This is a genomic window from Streptomyces sp. NPDC088707 (genome assembly GCF_044752725.1).
GTDB lineage: Bacteria > Actinomycetota > Actinomycetes > Streptomycetales > Streptomycetaceae > Streptomyces.
In genome coordinates, this window is sequence record NZ_JBIVLV010000014.1 from 43,086 (window position 1) to 60,201 (window position 17,116).

Below are 17,116 nucleotides of genomic sequence, written 5' to 3' on the forward strand. Positions count from 1 at the left end.
CGGTGACATCGCCGGTCGGCCGCCCCGCGCCGCGTTAGCCTGGAGCGTCAGACTCCAGCCAGCACCAAGTGAGGGGCGACAGCACTCGTGCGCATCGCCAGATTCTCCATCGACGGCAATGTGGCCTTCGGCGCCGTCGAGGGCGAGGGACCTGCCGAGTCCGGCGGCCTCGTCCTCGACATCATCAAGGGCATCCCGTACACCGACTTCGAGCTCAGCGGCACCAAGGTCCCGCTGAGCAAGGTACGGCTCCTGCCGCCCGTGCTCCCCAACAAGGTCGTGGCCATCGGCCGCAACTACGCGGAGCACGCCGCCGAACTCGGCAACGAGGTCCCCGACGTCCCCGTCGCCTTCTTCAAGCCCACCACCTCGGTGATCGGCCCCGGCGACGCCATCGAGTACCCCTCCTTCTCCAACGAGCTGCACCACGAGGCCGAACTGGCCGTGGTCATCGGCCGTATGTGCCGCGAGGTGCCCCGCGAGCGCGTGAAGGACGTCATCTTCGGCTACACCTGCGCCAACGACGTCACCGCCCGCGACGCCCAGCAGCGCGAGAAGCAGTGGGCCCGCGCCAAGGGCTTCGACACCTCCTGCCCGCTGGGACCCTGGGTCGAGACGGACCTGAGCATCGCTGCCGCGAGCGACCTGACCATCCAGGCCACGGTCAACGGCGAACAGCGCCAGCTGGGTCGGACGAGCGACATGATCCGCTCCATCGAGGACCTGGTCGTCCACATCACCGAGGCCATGACGCTGCTCCCCGGAGACGTCATCCTCACCGGCACCCCCGCCGGGGTCGGCCCCCTCAACGTCGGCGACGAGGTCGCCGTCACCATCGAAGGCATCGGCACTCTCACCAATAGGGTGATCAAGCGTGGCTAACCCGAACTCCCCCAAGCTCTCGGCTTCGCTCGAGCAGGGGGGACCCCCTCGCGTCCGTTTCTGTCCCTCGCCGACCGGCAACCCCCACGTGGGCCTGGTCCGCACCGCCCTCTTCAACTGGGCCTTCGCCCGGCACAACGAGGGCACCATGGTCTTCCGCATCGAGGACACCGACGCTGCGCGCGACTCCGAGGAGTCGTACAACCAGCTGCTCGACTCGCTGCGCTGGCTCGGCCTCGACTGGGACGAGGGCCCGGAGATCGGCGGCCCGCACGCGCCGTACCGCCAGTCGCAGCGGATGGACATCTACAAGGACGTCGCCGAGAAGCTGCTCGCCGGCGGCTACGCGTACCCCTGCTACTGCACCACCGAGGAGCTCGACGAGCGCCGCGAGGCCGCCCGCGCCGCCGGCCGCCCCTCCGGCTACGACGGCCACTGCCGCGACCTCACCGACGAGCAGAAGGCCGCGTACGAGGCCGAGGGCCGCGCGTCGATCGTCCGCTTCCGGATGCCCGACGAGCCGATCACCTTCACCGACCTGGTCCGCGGCGAGCTCACCTTCACCCCGGAGAACGTGCCGGACTACGGCATCCTCCGGGCCAACGGCGCCCCGCTCTACACCCTGGTCAACCCGGTCGACGACGCCCTGATGGAGATCACCCACGTCCTGCGCGGCGAGGACCTGCTCTCCTCCACCCCCCGCCAGGTCGCGCTCTACAAGGCGCTCATCGAGCTGGGCGTCGCCAAGGAGATCCCCTCCTTCGGGCACCTGCCCTACGTCATGGGCGAGGGCAACAAGAAGCTCTCCAAGCGCGACCCGCAGGCCTCCCTCAACCTCTACCGGGAGCGCGGTTTCCTCCCCGAGGGCCTGCTGAACTACCTCTCGCTCCTCGGCTGGTCCTTCTCCGCCGACCAGGACATCTTCACCATCCCCGAGATGGTGGCGAAGTTCGACATCGCCGACGTCAACGCCAACCCGGCGCGCTTCGACCTCAAGAAGGCCGAGTCGATCAACGCCGACCACATCCGCATGCTGGACGTGAAGGCGTTCGCCGAGGCCTGTGAGCCCTGGCTGCGGGCCCCCTTCGCCAACTGGGCTCCCGAGGACTTCGACCGGACCGCCTGGGAGGCCATCGCGCCGCACGCCCAGACCCGCGTCACCGTCCTCTCGGACATCACGGCCAACGTGGACTTCCTCTTCCTGCCGGAGCCGGTCTTCGACCAGCCCTCGTGGGACAAGGCGATGAAGGGCGAGCCCGCGGCCCTCCTCACCACCGCCCGCGAGAAGCTCGAAGGGGCCGACTGGAGCGACCCCGAGTCCCTCAAGAATGCCGTGCTGGCCGCCGGCGAGGCCCACGGCCTCAAGCTGGGCAAGGCGCAGGCCCCGGTCCGCGTGGCCGTCACCGGCCGGACGGTCGGCCTGCCGCTCTTCGAGTCCCTGGAGATCCTGGGCAAGGAGAAGACCCTGACCCGCATCGACGCGGCTCTGGCGAAGCTCGCCGCCTGACCCCTCCCGCGCGGTACGGTCGGTCCATGACCATCCGCGCGGTGCTGTGGGACGTCGACGACACGATCTTCGACTACGCCCGTGCCGACCACGCCGGCATGAGCGCGCACCTGACGGCCGAGGGCCTGGTGGACGGATACGCATCCGTCGACCAGGCCCTCGGTCGCTGGCGGGAGCTGACCGCGCTCCACTGGCGGCGCTTCGAGGCCGGCGGGGTCGACTTCCAGGAGCAGCGCCGGGAGCGCGTGCGGGACTTCCTGGCGCTGCCCGGTCTGACCGCCGCCGAGGCGGACGGCTGGTTCGAGCGGTACGTCTCCCACTACGAGGCGGCCTGGGAACTCTTCCCTGACACGCTCCCCGTTCTGGACCTGCTGGCCGATGACTATCGTCACGGGATCCTGTCCAACTCCAGCCTCCACAACCAGGACCGGAAGCTGCGGGTCCTCGGCGTGCGGGACCGCTTCCAAGCTGTCCTGTGCGCCGCGGAGCTCGGGGTGGCCAAGCCGGCCCCGGAGGCCTTCCACGCCGCCTGTACCGCCCTTGACCTGCGCCCGAGCGAGGTGGCGTACGTGGGGGACCAGCCGGACATCGACGCCAGGGGCGCCGTGGAGGCGGGGCTGCGGGGCATCTGGCTGGACCGGGCGGACATCGGCGGGCGCCCCGAACTGAAGCGGATCACGAGCCTCCGTGAGCTTCCGGCCCTGCTGGGAGGGCATACCCGTTTTGGAGCACCGTCCACCTTCGGGTAATGTTCTTCCTGCGCCGAGGGGAACAAGCCGAAAGGCAAGAACCCGGAAAGCGCAAGCCGAGCAAGATCCTCCCTGGTGGGGACATTGCCCCGGTGGCCTATGGTGTAATTGGCAGCACGACGGTTTCTGGTTCCGTTAGTCTTGGTTCGAGTCCAGGTAGGCCAGCTCGCAGAGCTTTATCTGCAACCTGTGGATGGCATCCACAAAGCCCCCGTTGTGTAGCGGCCTAGCACGCCGCCCTCTCAAGGCGGTAGCGCCGGTTCGAATCCGGTCGGGGGTACTGATCCATCCTGTAGATCACTTGGGTAGCTCCCGGTGGATCTACGGTGACATCACCCGGTTTCGGCCGGGTGGGATCGCTAGGGCCCCCGTTGTGTAGCGGCCTAGCACGCCGCCCTCTCAAGGCGGTAGCGCCGGTTCGAATCCGGTCGGGGGTACGGTGCAACCACCATGGCCTATGGTGTAATTGGCAACACTACGGTTTCTGGTACCGTCATTCTAGGTTCGAGTCCTGGTAGGCCAGCTCGCAGAGCTTATCTGCACCGCGGATCTGATCCGCAGGGCCCCCGTTGTGTAGCGGCCTAGCACGCCGCCCTCTCAAGGCGGTAGCGCCGGTTCGAATCCGGTCGGGGGTACAAGACGAAGAAGCCCTTCCCTTCGGGGGAGGGCTTCTTCGCTGTCCGGTGCCATACGTATGGACAACTCCGGCCCACCGCTGCGGCGTTGAAGCGGTGGGCCGGTACGAACAGAAGACGGGCCGGAGGGTCAGCCGGTGCGGCGGAGCGCCTCGGAGAGACGGGCCGCGGCGTCGATGACCGCCTGGGCGTGCATACGGCCCGGGTGGCGCGTCAGACGCTCGATCGGACCGGACACCGAGACGGCGGCCACCACGCGGTTCGACGGGCCGCGTACGGGCGCGGAGACGGACGCGACACCCGGCTCCCGCTCACCGATCGACTGGGCCCAGCCGCGGCGCCGTACGCCCGACAGGGCCGTCGCCGTGAAGCGGGCGCCCTGGAGGCCGCGGTGGAGCCGCTCGGGCTCTTCCCAGGCCATCAGGATCTGCGCCGAGGAGCCGGCCTTCATCGTCAGCGTCGAGCCGACCGGGACGGTGTCCCGCAGGCCCGAGAGCCGCTCGGCGGCCGCCACGCAGATGCGCATGTCGCCCTGCCGGCGGTAGAGCTGGGCGCTCTCGCCGGTGACATCGCGCAGATGCGTCAGAACCGGGCCCGCGGTCGCGAGCAGGCGGTCCTCGCCGGCCGCGGCGGCGAGCTCCGCGAGGCGCGGTCCGAGGATGAACCGGCCCTGCATGTCACGCGCCACCATCCGGTGGTGTTCCAGTGCCACGGCCAGTCGGTGTGCCGTGGGTCGTGCGAGTCCCGTCGCCGCGACCAGTCCTGCGAGGGTGGCCGGACCGGACTCCAGGGCGCTCAGGACAAGGGCTGCCTTGTCGAGAACGCCTACGCCGCTAGAGTTGTCCATGCAACGATATTCGCGTCTCACTCTGTGAAACGCAAGTTCAATTTCCTGCGGAACTTGTCACTCTGGTGAGGCGGCCGCACAACGGCCCGCGAAACGGGTCTCTAGTTGTGCCGGCGTAGACGTCGGCCGGAGGGAAAGCGATGGGTAGGACACTCGCGGAGAAGGTCTGGGACGACCACGTCGTCCGGCGCGCCGAGGGCGAGCCCGACCTCCTCTTCATCGATCTGCACCTGCTGCACGAGGTGACCAGCCCCCAGGCCTTCGACGGCCTGCGCCAGAACGGCCGGCAGGTGCGGCGCCTCGACCTCACCATCGCCACCGAGGACCACAACACCCCGACCCTCGACATCGACAAGCCGATCGCCGACCCGGTCTCCCGCGCGCAGCTGGAGACCCTCCGCAAGAACTGTGCCGAGTTCGGCGTCCGGCTGCATCCGCTGGGCGACATCGAGCAGGGCGTCGTCCACGTGGTGGGACCGCAGCTGGGCCTGACCCAGCCGGGTACCACCGTCGTCTGCGGCGACTCGCACACCTCCACGCACGGCGCCTTCGGCGCGCTGGCGTTCGGCATCGGCACCAGCCAGGTCGAGCACGTGCTCGCCACCCAGACGCTGCCGCTGGCCCGCCCCCGCACCATGGCGATCACGGTCGACGGCGAGCTGCCCGAGGACGTCACCGCCAAGGACCTGATCCTGGCGATCATCGCCAAGATCGGCACCGGCGGCGGCCAGGGCTACATCCTGGAGTACCGCGGCTCCGCCATCGAGAAGCTCTCGATGGAGGCCCGGATGACCATCTGCAACATGTCGATCGAGGCCGGCGCCCGCGCGGGCATGATCGCCCCCGACGAGACCACCTTCGCCTATCTGAAGGGCCGCGCCCACGCCCCCGAGGGCGAGGACTGGGACGCCGCCGTCGCGTACTGGAAGACCCTGAGGTCCGACGAGGACGCGGTCTTCGACGCCGAGGTCGTCATCGACGCCGCCTCCCTGGCGCCGTTCGTCACCTGGGGCACCAACCCGGGCCAGGGCGCGCCGCTTTCGGCGAGCGTCCCCGACCCGGCTTCGTACGAAGACGCTTCGGAGCGCCTGGCCGCCGAAAAGGCCCTGGAGTACATGGGGTTGACCGCCGGGCAGCCGCTGCGCGACATCAAGGTCGACACCGTCTTCGTAGGCTCCTGCACCAACGGCCGCATCGAGGACCTGCGCAACGCCGCCGCCCTGCTGGAGGGCCGCAAGGTCGCCGACGGCGTCCGCATGCTGGTCGTTCCCGGCTCGGTGCGCGTCGCCCTGCAGGCAGTCGAGGAGGGCCTGGACAAGGTCTTCAAGGAGTCCGGCGCCGAATGGCGGCACGCGGGCTGCTCGATGTGCCTCGGCATGAACCCCGACCAACTGGCTCCCGGTGAGCGCTCCGCGTCCACCTCGAACCGCAACTTCGAGGGCCGGCAGGGCAAGGGCGGCCGGACCCACCTGGTCTCGCCCCAGGTCGCCGCCGCCACCGCCGTCCTGGGCCATCTGGCCTCCCCGGCCGATCTGTCCGACGTCGCCACCACCGCGGGGGTCTGAGGAACCATGGAAGCTTTCACCACGCACACCGGCCGGGCCGTCCCGCTGCGCCGCAGCAACGTCGACACCGACCAGATCATCCCGGCGCACTGGCTCAAGAAGGTCACCCGCGACGGCTTCGAGGACGGCCTCTTCGAGGCCTGGCGCAAGGACGAGCAGTTCGTGCTCAACCTCCCTGAGCGGCAGGGCGCCTCGGTCCTGGTCGCCGGCCCCGACTTCGGCACCGGCTCCTCCCGCGAGCACGCCGTCTGGGCGCTCCAGAACTACGGCTTCCAGGCCGTCATCTCCGCCCGCTTCGCCGACATCTTCCGCGGCAACTCGCTGAAGAACGGCCTGCTCACCGTGGTCCTGCCGCAGGAGACGGTCGACGCGATCTGGGAGCTGACCGAGGCCGACCCGACCGCCGAGGTCACCGTCGACCTGGAGCGGCGCAAGGTCCTGGCCGCCGGGATCGACGCCGACTTCGAGCTCGACGAGAACGCCCGCTGGCGGCTCCTGAACGGTCTCGACGACATCAGCCTCACCCTTCAGAACGAAGCCGACATCGCGGCATATGAGGCGTCACGACCGGCCTTCAAGCCCCGTACAATTACCGCCTGAGCAGCGCTTTTCCAAGACTGCGCCCCCCACCGCCCGGTGGGGGGCGCAGTCGCTTGTTGAGACCCTGTCGGGCGACAACTCGCCCTAGATGGCACAATCGGTGCATGGAACGCGACAGCCAACTCGAGCTCTACGAGTCAGTCGCCGCCCGATTGAAGGAAGCGCACACAAGAGTGCGCTCACTGCAAGTCCCGGAGGGCGTAAGGATGGCGCTGTCCCGGAAGCTGCTGGTCGTGACGGCCGCGGCGAAGCACGATCTCAAGGACGCGGCGACGCGTCTGGACCGGTTGATGAAGGACCTCGACGAGGGCCGATTCCCAGAGGACGACTGACACCAAGAACTCCGCAGCGGATCTTCCGCGTTGCGGCACTAGGGTGATTAGCCCGTTTCGTGTTTGATTTGCGGTATATACATGCCTAACGTGCGAAAAAGCTTGAACACTTTCGTTCTGGCAATGTCTCCGAAGGGGAAGACGTGAACAAGGCGCAGCTCGTAGAAGCGATTGCCGACAAGATGGGCGGTCGCCAGCAGGCCGCCGAAGCCGTCGACCACGTGCTCGACGCCATCGTGCGTGCCGTGGTCGGGGGCGACCGGGTCTCGGTGACGGGTTTCGGCTCGTTCGAGAAGGTCGACCGTCCGGCCCGCTACGCCCGCAACCCGCAGACGGGTGAGCGCGTGCGGGTCAAGAAGACCTCGGTCCCGCGCTTCCGTGCAGGTCAGGGCTTCAAGGACCTGGTCAGCGGCTCCAAGAAGCTCCCCAAGGGCGGCGAGGTCTCCGTCAAGAAGGCCCCCAAGGGCAGCCTGAGCGGTGGCGCCTCCGCCACCGTGAAGAAGGCCGCCGCCAAGAGGGCGACCACAGCCAAGAAGGCCGCCGCGAAGAAGGCGACCCCGGCGAAGAAGGCCACGGCGACCGCCGTGAAGAAGGCGACCCCCGCGAAGAAGACCACCACGGCCGCCAAGAAGGCGACCCCGGCCAAGAAGGCCACCACGGCCACGGCGAAGAAGACCTCCGCCGCCGCCAAGAAGACCACCACGGCCGCCGCGAAGAAGACGACCAAGGCCACGGCCAAGAAGACCGCGCCGGCCGCGAAGAAGGCCACGGCGACGAAGGCGCCCGCCAAGAAGACGACGGCGCGCAAGACGACGACCGCCAAGAAGACCGCCGCCAAGAAGTAGGACGAGCGGTAGACACCCGCCGGGCCGGGCTCCCCCCAGGGAGCCCGGCCCGCGGCGCGTCCGGGCCCCCGCCTGCGGGGACCGGGCGCGTCAGAACGTCTGGAGCGTCACCAGGGTGATCCGCAGGCCGGCCCCCGACGTGCCCGGCTCCGCCTCGATCCGGACCCGCTGCCCCGGCCGCAGCAGCCGCAGCCCGCCCGCCTCGAAGGCCTCCGCCCCGAACTCCACGGGGGTGCCGTCGTCGAGCAGCACACTGCCGCTGCGGGTCTCGGAGTCGTACGTGAACGCGGTCGCCTGCATGGACCGCAGCCTATCCGGCCGCCGGCAGCCACCGGGCGGCCGTCCGCGGGCCGAGCCCCAGCGCCCCGGCCGCCGCCAGGTCCTCACCCGTGTCCACGTCCCGGCGCACCGAATCGACGCCCGCGAGCAGGATTTCCACCGCACCCGAAGACAAATGCCGGAGCCGCGACGCACCTCCGAATGCCGGTTCCAATTCCACCCCCGGACCCGCCGAGAGGAATGTCGTACCTATTTCGGCGGCATCCGCGAGAAAAGACCTCGGAAATCCTCCGGCCACGTCCAGGACCCGGGTCAGCTCCTCGGACCGCAGCGCCGGCAGGTCCGCGTTGAGCGCCGCCACCCGCGCGGACGGCCGCCGGGTCCGCACGGCACGGACCCCGTGCGCGAGCGCCGCGTTGAGCCCCGCCGCCGGGCTGTCCGGGACGATCCGCGCACCCAGGGCGGCGAGCGCCCGGCCGGCCGCCGGATCGTCCGTGACGACCACCACATCCCGTACCCGCGGGCAGTTCAGCACCGCCCCCACGGTGTCCTCGGCGAACGCGAGCGCCAGTCGCGGGCGCAGCCGGGACCCGGCGGCCGCGGCCAGTCTGCTCTTCGCCAGGGCAAGGGGCTTCAGGGGTACGACCAGGGACCAGCCGTCGTCCGCATGCGTGTTCATCGCGGCCCATTCTGTCCCGCCCACGCGGTCCCCAGGAGGGCCCGGGGCGTACGGTGTCACTCGACAGAGCAGGAGCATGGGGCGACACTTGACCCCCTGCCAGCCAGTCCCGGAGAAAGGTGTACGAGTGCCCCGCCGCAGAATCGGCTTCTGGTACCGCCTCGCGGCGGTCATCGCCAAACCCCCCCTGGTGGTTCTGTTCAAGCGGGACTGGCGCGGTATGGAGCACATTCCGGCCGACGGCGGTTTCATCACCGCGGTCAACCACAACTCCTACCTGGACCCGCTGTCCTACGCGCACTACCAGTACAACACCGGCCGGGTCCCGCGCCTCCTCGCCAAGGCGGGCCTCTTCAAGGCCCCCTTCGTCGGGATGATGCTGCGCGGCACCGGACAGATCCCGGTCTACCGGGAGACGACCAACGCGCTCGACGCGTTCCGCGCCGCCGTCGACGCCATCGAGCGCGGCGAGTGCGTCGCCTTCTACCCCGAGGGCACCCTCACCCGGGACCCCGACATGTGGCCCATGGCGGGCAAGACCGGGGCCGCGCGCGTCGCGCTGCTCACCCGGGCCCCCGTCATCCCGGTGGCCCAGTGGGGTGCCAACCTGGCGATGCCGCCGTACGCCAAGGAGAACAAGCTCAGCCTGTTCCCGCGCAAGACGCTGACCGTGCAGGCAGGTCCGCCCGTCGACCTCTCCCGCTTCTACGGACTCGAGCCCACGCCCGAGGTGCTCCGCGAGGCGACCGAGGTCATCATGGCCGCCATCACCGCGCTCCTGGAGCAGATCCGCGGCGAGCAGGCGCCCGCCGAACCGTACGACCACCGCAAGGCGCGCCTGGAGCAGCGGCGCAAGGCCGCTGAAGGGAACACCAAGTGACCAAGGCAGCCGTCTTCGGAAACGGATCCTGGGGTACCGCGTTCGCGATGATCCTCGCCGACGCGGGCTGCGAGGTGAGCCTCTGGGGCCGCCGCGCCGAACTCGCCAAGGAGATCAACGCCTCCCGGGTCAACCCGGACTACCTGCCGGGTGTCGAACTCCCCGCGGCGATCACGGCCACCGCCGACCCGGCCGAGGCGGCCCACGACGCCGACTTCACCGTCCTCGTCGTCCCCTCCCAGACCCTCCGCGGCAACCTCGCCACCTGGGCGCCGGTGCTGGCGCCCGACACCGTCCTCGTCTCCCTCATGAAGGGCGTCGAACTCGGCACCGCCAAGCGGATGAGCGAGGTCATCACCGAGGTCGCCGACGTGCCCGCCGAGCGCGTGGCCGTCCTCACCGGCCCCAACCTGGCCAAGGAGATCGCCGCCCGGCAGCCCGCCGCCGCCGTCGTCGCCTGCGTCGACGAGACGGTCGCCCAGCGCCTCCAGTCCGCCTGCATCACCCCGTACTTCCGCCCGTACACCAACACCGACGTGGTGGGCTGCGAGCTCGGCGGGGCCGTGAAGAACGTCATCGGCCTCGCCGTCGGCATCGCCAACGGCATGGGCCTCGGCGACAACTCCAAGGCCACGCTCATCACCCGCGGCCTCGCCGAGACCACCCGCCTCGGTCTCGCCATGGGCGCCGACCCGCTCACCTTCTCCGGCCTCGCGGGCCTCGGCGACCTCGTCGCCACCTGCTCCTCGCCGCTCTCCCGGAACAACACCTTCGGCACCAACCTCGGCCGCGGGATGACCCTCCAGGAGACCATCGCGGCCACCAAGCAGACCGCCGAGGGCGTCAAGTCCTGCGAGTCGGTGCTCGATCTGGGCCGCCGCCACGGCGTCGACATGCCCATCACCGAGACGGTCGTGTCGATCGTCCACGACGGCAAGCCGCCGGTCGTCGCCCTCAAGGAACTGATGTCGCGCAGCGCGAAGGCCGAGCGCCGGTAGCCGCCACCGCGCGGTGCCGTCCCCGGCCCCCACGGGCGCCGGGGCGGAGCTGAGCCGGACGCGCGCGAGCGGCCGGGGTCGCAAGGTCGTTCGGGACGCGCAGGGTACGCTCATCGCGATATGAGCGAGAACACCCAGAGCCCCCGCAAGCCGCGCGTGGCCGTCGTCTTCGGCGGACGCAGCTCCGAGCACGCCATCTCCGTCGTCACGGCGGGCGCCGTCCTGAGCGCCATCGACCGGGACAAGTACGACGTGCTGCCCATCGGCATCACGACGGACGGGCGCTGGGCGCTCACCGCCGACGCCCCCGAGCGCATGGCCATCGCCGACCGCGCCCTGCCGAACGTCGCCGACCTTGCCGAGTCCACCGAGGGCGGCGTCGTCCTCTCCGTCGACCCCGCCAACCGCGAGGTCGTCCTCACCGAACCCGGCGCCGTGCCGAGGGCCCTCGGCGAGGTCGACGTGGTCTTCCCGATGCTCCACGGCCCTTACGGCGAGGACGGCACCCTCCAGGGCCTCCTGGAGCTCTCCGGCGTCCCCTACGTCGGCGCGGGCGTCCTCGCCTCCGCCGTCGGCCAGGACAAGGAGTACATGAAGCGGGTCTTCGTCTCCTTCGGCCTCCCGGTCGGCCCGTACGAGGTCATCCGGCCACGCGAGTGGGACCAGAACCCCGCCGCCGCCCGCAAGAAGATCGTCGAGTTCGCCGCCGAGCACGGCTGGCCGCTCTTCGTGAAGCCGGCCCGTGGCGGCTCGTCCATGGGCATCACCAAGGTCGACGACCTCTCCGGCCTGGACGAGGCCATCGAGGAGGCCCGGCGCCACGACCCCAAGATCCTCGTCGAGTCGCTGCTGCGCGGCCGTGAGATCGAGTGCGGCGTCCTGGAGTTCGAGGACGGGCCGCGCGCCAGCGTGCCGGCCGAGATCCCGCCGGTCACGGACCACGACTTCTACGACTTCGAGGCCAAGTACATCGACTCGGCCTCCGGCATCGTGCCCGCCCCCATCGGGGACGAGGCCACCGCCGAGATCCAGCGTCTCGCCGTCGCCGCCTACGAGGCGGTCTCCTGCGAGGGCCTGGTCCGCGCCGACTTCTTCCTCACCGAGGACGGCGAGTTCGTCATCAACGAGATCAACACCATGCCGGGCTTCACGCCGATCTCCATGTACCCGCGCATGTGGCAGGAGAGCGGCGTGAGCTACCCCGAGCTCGTCGACCGGCTCATCCAGGCCGCGCTGACCCGCTCCACGGGCCTGCGCTGACCCCTGGGGCCCGGCCCAGCACCCCGGACGACCGTGCCGCCGACCTCAGAGGCCGGACGGCACGGTCTTCCGTACGGGATCGGCGAGATCCGCGAGCGGCGTCATGTCGTGCGTGTACTGCTCGCCGAGCGTGACCTCGACGTACGTCTTCCGGTACGTCGTGGTGAAACGGGGCCCGCTGCCCTCAGGACGTTCCAGCATCCAGCCGACGCCGTTCGCCTCGACGCCCTGCGCCTTGGGATCGCTCATCTTTTCGGGCCGGGGCACCCCGCAGCGCAGTACGATCGCACCGTCACCCCAGCCGGCGGTCAACTCGGAGCCGGGCTCCGGGTCACTCCGTTCCAGCCCCGCCACGGCGCCGGGAAGCTCCTTCGCCAGGTCCTGGCAGAGGGCGGCCTCCGCCGCCGGGGGGCTGGGAACCTCGACGGACGCCGCGGCGTCCGGCGAGGAACAGCCGGCGGCGGCCAGCAGCAGTACGGCTGCCGTGACGGCGGCGGGCAGGCCGAAGGGCCGGTGGGAAGACTTCACCGGCCAAGCGTAGACGGGGGGCTACAGATGAACGACCGGGCAGGTGAGGGTGCGCGTGATGCCGTCCACTTGCTGGACCTTCGCGACCACCATGCGGCCCAGCTCGTCGACCGTGTCCGCCTGCGCACGCACGATGACGTCGTACGGACCGGTCACGTCTTCCGCCTGGAGCACCCCCGGGATCTTGGAGATGGTGTCGGCGACGGTCGACGCCTTGCCCACCTCGGTCTGGATGAGGATGTACGCCTGAACCACGGAACCTCCAGGGCGACCACGAGGATCTTGTGGGAGAAAGGGACGCCACGGTACCGCGTCGCCGCGGGCCGCGGGGAGACCCGCGCCTCCCGAGGCGCTCGCGGGGTGGCCTACGCAGGACAGAAGTTGACGGTCTACTTGACGGTACCCAGCACGGTGACGGCCCGCGACCCGCGGCGCGAACAGACGCGCCTCCGCCCGCCGGCCGGCACGAAGACACGAGGTGAGGCGCGGTGAAGGGCACAGTCGGAGAGCTGGGCGAGTTCGGGCTCATCAAGGAGCTCACGTCCCGGCTCACCTCCACCCCGGCGGTACGGATCGGGCCGGGCGACGACGCCGCGGTCGTCTCCGCGCCCGACCGGCGCGTGGTGGCCAGCACGGACATCCTCCTCGAAGGACGTCACTTCCGCCGCGACTGGTCGACGGCGTACGACGTCGGCCGCAAGGCCGCCGCACAGAACCTCGCCGACATCGCCGCCATGGGCGCGGTCCCCACCGCGCTCCTCCTCGGCCTGGTCGTCCCCGCCGAACTCCCCGTCACCTGGCCCACCGAACTCATGGACGGCCTGCGCGACGAATGTCAGGTCGCGGGCGCCGCGGTCGTCGGCGGCGACGTCGTCCGGGGCGACACGATCATGGTCTCCATCACCGCGCTCGGCGATCTGCGCAACCACGACCCGGTCACCCGGGGCGGCGCCCAGCCCGGCGACGTGGTCGCCTACACGGGCTGGCTCGGCTGGTCGGCCGCCGGCTACGCGGTGCTCTCCCGCGGCTTCCGCTCGCCGCGCGCCTTCGTCGAGGCCCACCGCAGGCCCGAACCGCCGTACCACGCCGGTCCCGCGGCCGCCGGTCTCGGCGCCACCGCCATGTGCGACGTGAGCGACGGCCTCATCGCCGACCTCGGCCACATCGCCGAGGCCAGCAAGGTCCGCATCGACCTGCGCTCCGGGCTCATCGACATCCCGACCCAGATGAACGACATCGGCCAGGCCGTCGGCGTCGACCCCATGCAGTGGGTGCTCACCGGGGGAGAGGACCACGCGATCGTGGCCACCTTCCCGCCCGACGTGAAGCTGCCCGCCCGCTGGAAGGTCATCGGCGAGGTCCTCAACCCCTCCGCGCTGCCGCAGGTCACCGTGGACGGCGCCCCTTGGCACAGCGTGGGCGGCTGGGACCACTTCGGGGAGACCGAGTGACCTCCCCGCCCCCGCTGGTGCTGACCGTCGCCGGATCCGACTCCGGCGGCGGCGCCGGAATCCAGGCCGACCTGAAGGCGATGCTCGCGCTCGGCGTCCACGGCATGAGCGTGCTCACCGCCGTCACCGCCCAGAACTCGCGGGGTGTCCAGGGCGTCTGGGAGCTGCCCGTGGAGGCCGTACGCGCCCAGTACCGGGCCGTCGTCGACGACATCGGGGTCCAGGCCGTGAAGACCGGCATGCTCGCCTCGGCGGCCCTCGTGGAGACCGTCGCCGAACTGCTCGGCGACACCGGCGCCCCGGTCGTCGTCGACCCGGTCGGCGTCTCCAAGCACGGGGACTCCCTGCTCGCCGAGAGCGCGCTCGACTCCGTCCGCACGAAGCTGCTGCCCCGGGCCACCGTCGCCACCCCGAACCTGGACGAGGTGACACAGCTCACGGGCGTCCACGTCGTGCACGAGCTCGACATGAGGGTCGCGGCCGAGGCGATCCTGTCCTACGGGCCGGAGTGGGTCCTGATCAAGGGCGGGCACCTGCCCACCGGCCGGGAGGCCGTGGACCTGCTCACGGACGGCTCCGAGGAGCACTGGCTGCGCGCCCCGCGCCACGACAACCGGCACACCCACGGGACGGGCTGCACGCTCGCCTCCGCGGTGGCGTCCGGGCTCGCCAAGGGACTCCCGGTGCCGGAGGCGGTGCGGGAGGCCAAGGAGTACGTCACGGGGGCCATCGGCGCCGGGTTCGCGCTGGGCGCGGGCATCGGGCCGGTCGATCACGGCTGGCGGTTCAGGGCCTGAGAGCCCCGCCGGCGGTCACACCGGCGGGCCGTCCGGCTCCGGCTTCCGCCTCGGGCTTCCGGCTTCCGGCCTCCCCCACCGGCTTCCGTTTCCGGGCAAGGCAAAAGGCCGGTCCACCTAGGTGAACCGGCCTTTCAAGGCAACCGCAGGGGCTGCGCTACGACGGAACACGCCGCGATTAGCGCGAGACCTTGCCGGCCTTGATGCACGAGGTGCAGACGTTGAGCCGCTTCGGCGTCCGACCGACCACGGCACGCACGCGCTGGATGTTCGGGTTCCAGCGACGGGGCGTACGGCGGTGCGAGTGCGAAATGTTGTTGCCGAAGCCCGGCCCCTTGCCGCAGACGTCGCAGTTGGCAGCCACGGGTCACTCCAAAGACTTCAGATTTACAGTGAAATCCGGCGCACCGGAATCAGGAGTCTGAAGTGGCTTGCCGGGGGATGGCCCGGTGTGAACCAGGCAACCGAAACAGCATACAACGGCTGGCTCGGTGGAACGAAACTACCACGGTCTCGGCGGACCACGCCCCAGGCCCAGGTCACCGGGGGTCCCCCCTGCCCGAGCGAAGCCGAGAGCTTGGGGGAGGGACACCTCGGGTCTACCCTGCGGTGAGCTCACCGCCGAAGGAGGACCCCCCGTTGTCGCGAGCCCTTCACCCCTTCGAGGAGCTCGTCGAGCTCGACGCCGAAGCGGTCAGGTCCTGGTGCGCGCGGTCCCTGGACGCGCTCGGCCGGGAGCGCGAGGAGATCGACGCGATCAACGTCTACCCCGTGGCGGACGGGGACACCGGCACCAATCTGTACCTGACGGCGGAGGCCGCCCACCAGGCCGTCGAGGCCGTCTTCGCCGCCTCCGCGCCCACCCCCGACACCGCCGAGACCGTACGGGCCATGGCGCACGGCGCGCTCCTCGGGGCCCGCGGGAACTCCGGCACCATCCTGTCCCAGCTCCTCCGCGGCATGGCGGGCGTCCTCGCCGACGGCTGTGACGGTGATCACCTCGCCCGCGCCCTCGACGAGGCCGCGCGCGCGGCCCGCCGGGCCGTCGCCCACCCCGTCGAGGGCACCATCCTCACCGTGGCGAGCGCCGCGGCCGCAGCCTGCGCGGCCGGCGGCGGCCTCGTCGACGTGGCCAGGAACGCCCACGACGGGGCCAGGACCGCCCTCGCCGCCACCTCGGGGCAGCTCGACGTCCTCGAACGCGCCGGAGTCGTCGACGCGGGCGGCAGGGGCCTCGTGACGGTCCTCGGCGCACTCCTGGAGACCGTGACAGGACAGGCACCGCCGCCGGCGGCCGAGACGCGGACCACGCCCGCGCCCCCGGAGGACTGCCCGGCCGAGGACGGGCCCGCCTACGAGGTGATCTACCTCCTGGAGGCCGGCGACGAGGCCGTGGAACTGCTCAGGTCCCGGCTGGACGCCCTGGGGGAGTCCCTCGTCGTCGTCGGCGGGGACGGGCTGTGGAACGTCCACGTGCACGTCGACGACGCGGGCGCCGCCGTGGAGGCCGGCGTCGAGGCCGGACGCCCGCACCGCATCCGGATCACCCACTTCGCCGCCGACTCGGCCGCCGCCTCCGCGCGCGGGGAGCGCGCCCAGCGCGCGGTCGTCGCCGTCGTCCCCGGCGAGGGCCTCGCCGGGCTCTGCGCCGAGGCGGGCGCCACGACCGTACGGACCCTGCCCGGCGAACAGCCCGCCGGCGACGAACTCCTCGACGCGATCCGGCGGGCCCACGCGCGCGAGGTGGTCCTCCTGCCCAACGACAGCGACCTGCGGCAGACCGCTGTGGCCGCCGCCGAGCGCGCCAGGGCCGAGGGCATCCGCGTCGCCCTCATCCCGACCCGGGCCGCCGTCCAGGGCATCGCCGCCCTCGCCGTCCACGAACCCGGCCGGCGCTTCGACGAGGACGTCGTCGCCATGACGGCCGCCGCCGGAGCCACCCGCTACGCCGAACTCGCCGTCGCCGAACGGCAGTCCTTCACCTCGGCGGGCGTCTGCCAGGCCGGCGACATCCTCGGCCTCATCGAGGGCGACGTCGCCGTCATCGGCGACGACCTCACCGAGACCGCCCGCACCGTCCTGGACCGGATGCTCTCGGCCGGCGGCGAACTCGTCACCCTCGTCGTGGCCGACGACACCCCGCCCGGGCTCGCCCCCGACCTGGAGGCCCACGTCCGGCGCGGCTACCTGGCCGTCGACACCACCACGTACCACGCGGGCGCGGGCGCTCCACCGCTGCTCATCGGGGTGGAATAGCGGCTTTTCCCGGTCGTCGTCCACAG

Annotated in this window: 19 protein-coding genes and 5 tRNA genes; 18 read left to right on the forward strand and 6 right to left on the reverse strand. The window is 71.0% G+C overall.

Annotated features, from left to right (window positions below):
• The first annotated feature begins 87 nt into the window (after window positions 1–87).
• From ACIP84_RS33290 to ACIP84_RS33325, 8 genes are all read left to right on the forward strand, one after another.
• Complete coding sequence (locus ACIP84_RS33290) at window positions 88–882, forward strand: fumarylacetoacetate hydrolase family protein (RefSeq protein ID WP_319319738.1); 795 nt, start codon at window positions 88–90, stop codon at window positions 880–882.
• Window positions 875–2,389 carry a glutamate--tRNA ligase gene (gene gltX / locus ACIP84_RS33295; protein ID WP_401803065.1) on the forward strand — a complete coding sequence of 505 codons (1,515 nt, stop codon included), beginning with the start codon at window positions 875–877 and terminating at the stop codon, window positions 2,387–2,389. Before ACIP84_RS33290 ends, gltX begins: the two co-directional genes overlap by 8 nt.
• 26 nt (window positions 2,390–2,415) lie before the next feature.
• Entirely contained in the window at window positions 2,416–3,138 is a 723-nt protein-coding gene (locus tag ACIP84_RS33300; RefSeq protein WP_355960403.1) for an HAD family hydrolase, read from the forward strand.
• 93 nt (window positions 3,139–3,231) lie between these two features.
• Window positions 3,232–3,303, forward strand: a tRNA-Gln gene (locus tag ACIP84_RS33305).
• Between the two features lie 42 nt (window positions 3,304–3,345).
• Window positions 3,346–3,418: transfer RNA gene (locus ACIP84_RS33310), tRNA-Glu, on the forward strand.
• A gap of 84 nt (window positions 3,419–3,502) precedes the next feature.
• A tRNA-Glu gene (locus tag ACIP84_RS33315) sits at window positions 3,503–3,575 on the forward strand.
• Between the two features lie 14 nt (window positions 3,576–3,589).
• Window positions 3,590–3,661, forward strand: a tRNA-Gln gene (locus tag ACIP84_RS33320).
• A 39-nt stretch (window positions 3,662–3,700) separates the two neighbouring features.
• A tRNA-Glu gene (locus ACIP84_RS33325) sits at window positions 3,701–3,773 on the forward strand.
• A gap of 130 nt (window positions 3,774–3,903) precedes the next feature.
• Here ACIP84_RS33325 and ndgR read toward each other — a convergent pair.
• Complete coding sequence (gene ndgR, locus ACIP84_RS33330; RefSeq protein ID WP_015036427.1) at window positions 3,904–4,620, reverse strand: IclR family transcriptional regulator NdgR; 717 nt, start codon at window positions 4,618–4,620, stop codon at window positions 3,904–3,906.
• 140 nt (window positions 4,621–4,760) lie between these two features.
• On the opposite strand from ndgR, the gene leuC reads away from it, so the two are divergent.
• The 4 genes from leuC to ACIP84_RS33350 all read left to right on the forward strand — a co-directional run bounded on the left by leuC (window position 4,761) and on the right by ACIP84_RS33350 (window position 7,962).
• Window positions 4,761–6,185 carry a 3-isopropylmalate dehydratase large subunit gene (leuC, locus tag ACIP84_RS33335; protein WP_401803068.1) on the forward strand — a complete coding sequence of 475 codons (1,425 nt, stop codon included), beginning with the start codon at window positions 4,761–4,763 and terminating at the stop codon, window positions 6,183–6,185.
• A 6-nt stretch (window positions 6,186–6,191) separates the two neighbouring features.
• Window positions 6,192–6,785 (forward strand): 3-isopropylmalate dehydratase small subunit, encoded by a 594-nt coding sequence (leuD, locus tag ACIP84_RS33340; protein WP_355960410.1) that lies wholly within the window; start codon window positions 6,192–6,194, stop codon window positions 6,783–6,785.
• A gap of 104 nt (window positions 6,786–6,889) precedes the next feature.
• The gene (locus tag ACIP84_RS33345; RefSeq protein ID WP_030325570.1) at window positions 6,890–7,117 is read left to right on the forward strand and encodes a hypothetical protein; all 228 of its coding nucleotides are present in this window, start codon (window positions 6,890–6,892) and stop codon (window positions 7,115–7,117) included.
• Between the two features lie 143 nt (window positions 7,118–7,260).
• Window positions 7,261–7,962: an HU family DNA-binding protein gene (locus ACIP84_RS33350; RefSeq protein ID WP_355960413.1), complete on the forward strand. Its 702-nt coding sequence runs from the start codon at window positions 7,261–7,263 to the stop codon at window positions 7,960–7,962.
• 90 nt (window positions 7,963–8,052) lie between these two features.
• On the opposite strand, the gene ACIP84_RS33355 is transcribed toward ACIP84_RS33350, so the two are convergent.
• Window positions 8,053–8,262, reverse strand: coding sequence for a hypothetical protein (locus ACIP84_RS33355; RefSeq protein ID WP_187623067.1), 210 nt, complete (start codon window positions 8,260–8,262; stop codon window positions 8,053–8,055).
• A 10-nt stretch (window positions 8,263–8,272) separates the two neighbouring features.
• Window positions 8,273–8,920: a 2-phospho-L-lactate guanylyltransferase gene (cofC, locus tag ACIP84_RS33360; protein ID WP_401803072.1), complete on the reverse strand. Its 648-nt coding sequence runs from the start codon at window positions 8,918–8,920 to the stop codon at window positions 8,273–8,275.
• A gap of 127 nt (window positions 8,921–9,047) precedes the next feature.
• Between cofC and ACIP84_RS33365 the strand changes: the two genes are divergently transcribed.
• The 3 genes from ACIP84_RS33365 (at window position 9,048) to ACIP84_RS33375 (ending at window position 12,058) form a co-directional block, all read left to right on the forward strand.
• A complete protein-coding gene (locus tag ACIP84_RS33365) occupies window positions 9,048–9,800 on the forward strand; it encodes a lysophospholipid acyltransferase family protein (RefSeq protein WP_355960420.1) in 753 nt (250 codons plus the stop codon).
• Window positions 9,797–10,798 carry an NAD(P)H-dependent glycerol-3-phosphate dehydrogenase gene (locus ACIP84_RS33370; protein ID WP_401803075.1) on the forward strand — a complete coding sequence of 334 codons (1,002 nt, stop codon included), beginning with the start codon at window positions 9,797–9,799 and terminating at the stop codon, window positions 10,796–10,798. The genes ACIP84_RS33365 and ACIP84_RS33370 overlap by 4 nt, the downstream gene beginning before the upstream one ends.
• Window positions 10,799–10,918: 120 nt before the next feature.
• Entirely contained in the window at window positions 10,919–12,058 is a 1,140-nt protein-coding gene (locus tag ACIP84_RS33375) for a D-alanine--D-alanine ligase family protein (protein ID WP_355960425.1), read from the forward strand.
• Between the two features lie 45 nt (window positions 12,059–12,103).
• Here the strand turns inward: ACIP84_RS33375 and ACIP84_RS33380 are convergent, their stop codons facing one another.
• Both ACIP84_RS33380 and ACIP84_RS33385 read right to left on the reverse strand, forming a co-directional pair.
• Window positions 12,104–12,586 (reverse strand): DUF3515 domain-containing protein, encoded by a 483-nt coding sequence (locus ACIP84_RS33380; protein ID WP_355960428.1) that lies wholly within the window; start codon window positions 12,584–12,586, stop codon window positions 12,104–12,106.
• A gap of 21 nt (window positions 12,587–12,607) precedes the next feature.
• On the reverse strand, window positions 12,608–12,841 hold the full coding sequence (locus ACIP84_RS33385; RefSeq protein ID WP_015036438.1) for an Lrp/AsnC family transcriptional regulator: 234 nt from the start codon (window positions 12,839–12,841) through the stop codon (window positions 12,608–12,610).
• 233 nt (window positions 12,842–13,074) lie between these two features.
• Here ACIP84_RS33385 and ACIP84_RS33390 point away from each other — a divergent pair, with 233 nt between their 5' ends.
• Window positions 13,075–14,037, forward strand: coding sequence for a thiamine-phosphate kinase (locus ACIP84_RS33390; protein WP_055598471.1), 963 nt, complete (start codon window positions 13,075–13,077; stop codon window positions 14,035–14,037).
• Window positions 14,034–14,834 carry a bifunctional hydroxymethylpyrimidine kinase/phosphomethylpyrimidine kinase gene (gene thiD, locus ACIP84_RS33395; RefSeq protein WP_401803079.1) on the forward strand — a complete coding sequence of 267 codons (801 nt, stop codon included), beginning with the start codon at window positions 14,034–14,036 and terminating at the stop codon, window positions 14,832–14,834. Before ACIP84_RS33390 ends, thiD begins: the two co-directional genes overlap by 4 nt.
• 178 nt (window positions 14,835–15,012) lie before the next feature.
• On the opposite strand, the gene rpmB is transcribed toward thiD, so the two are convergent.
• On the reverse strand, window positions 15,013–15,198 hold the full coding sequence (rpmB, locus tag ACIP84_RS33400) for a 50S ribosomal protein L28 (protein ID WP_015036441.1): 186 nt from the start codon (window positions 15,196–15,198) through the stop codon (window positions 15,013–15,015).
• A gap of 275 nt (window positions 15,199–15,473) precedes the next feature.
• Between rpmB and ACIP84_RS33405 the strand changes: the two genes are divergently transcribed.
• Window positions 15,474–17,090 (forward strand): DAK2 domain-containing protein, encoded by a 1,617-nt coding sequence (locus ACIP84_RS33405; RefSeq protein WP_401803081.1) that lies wholly within the window; start codon window positions 15,474–15,476, stop codon window positions 17,088–17,090.
• Window positions 17,091–17,116 lie beyond the last annotated feature (26 nt).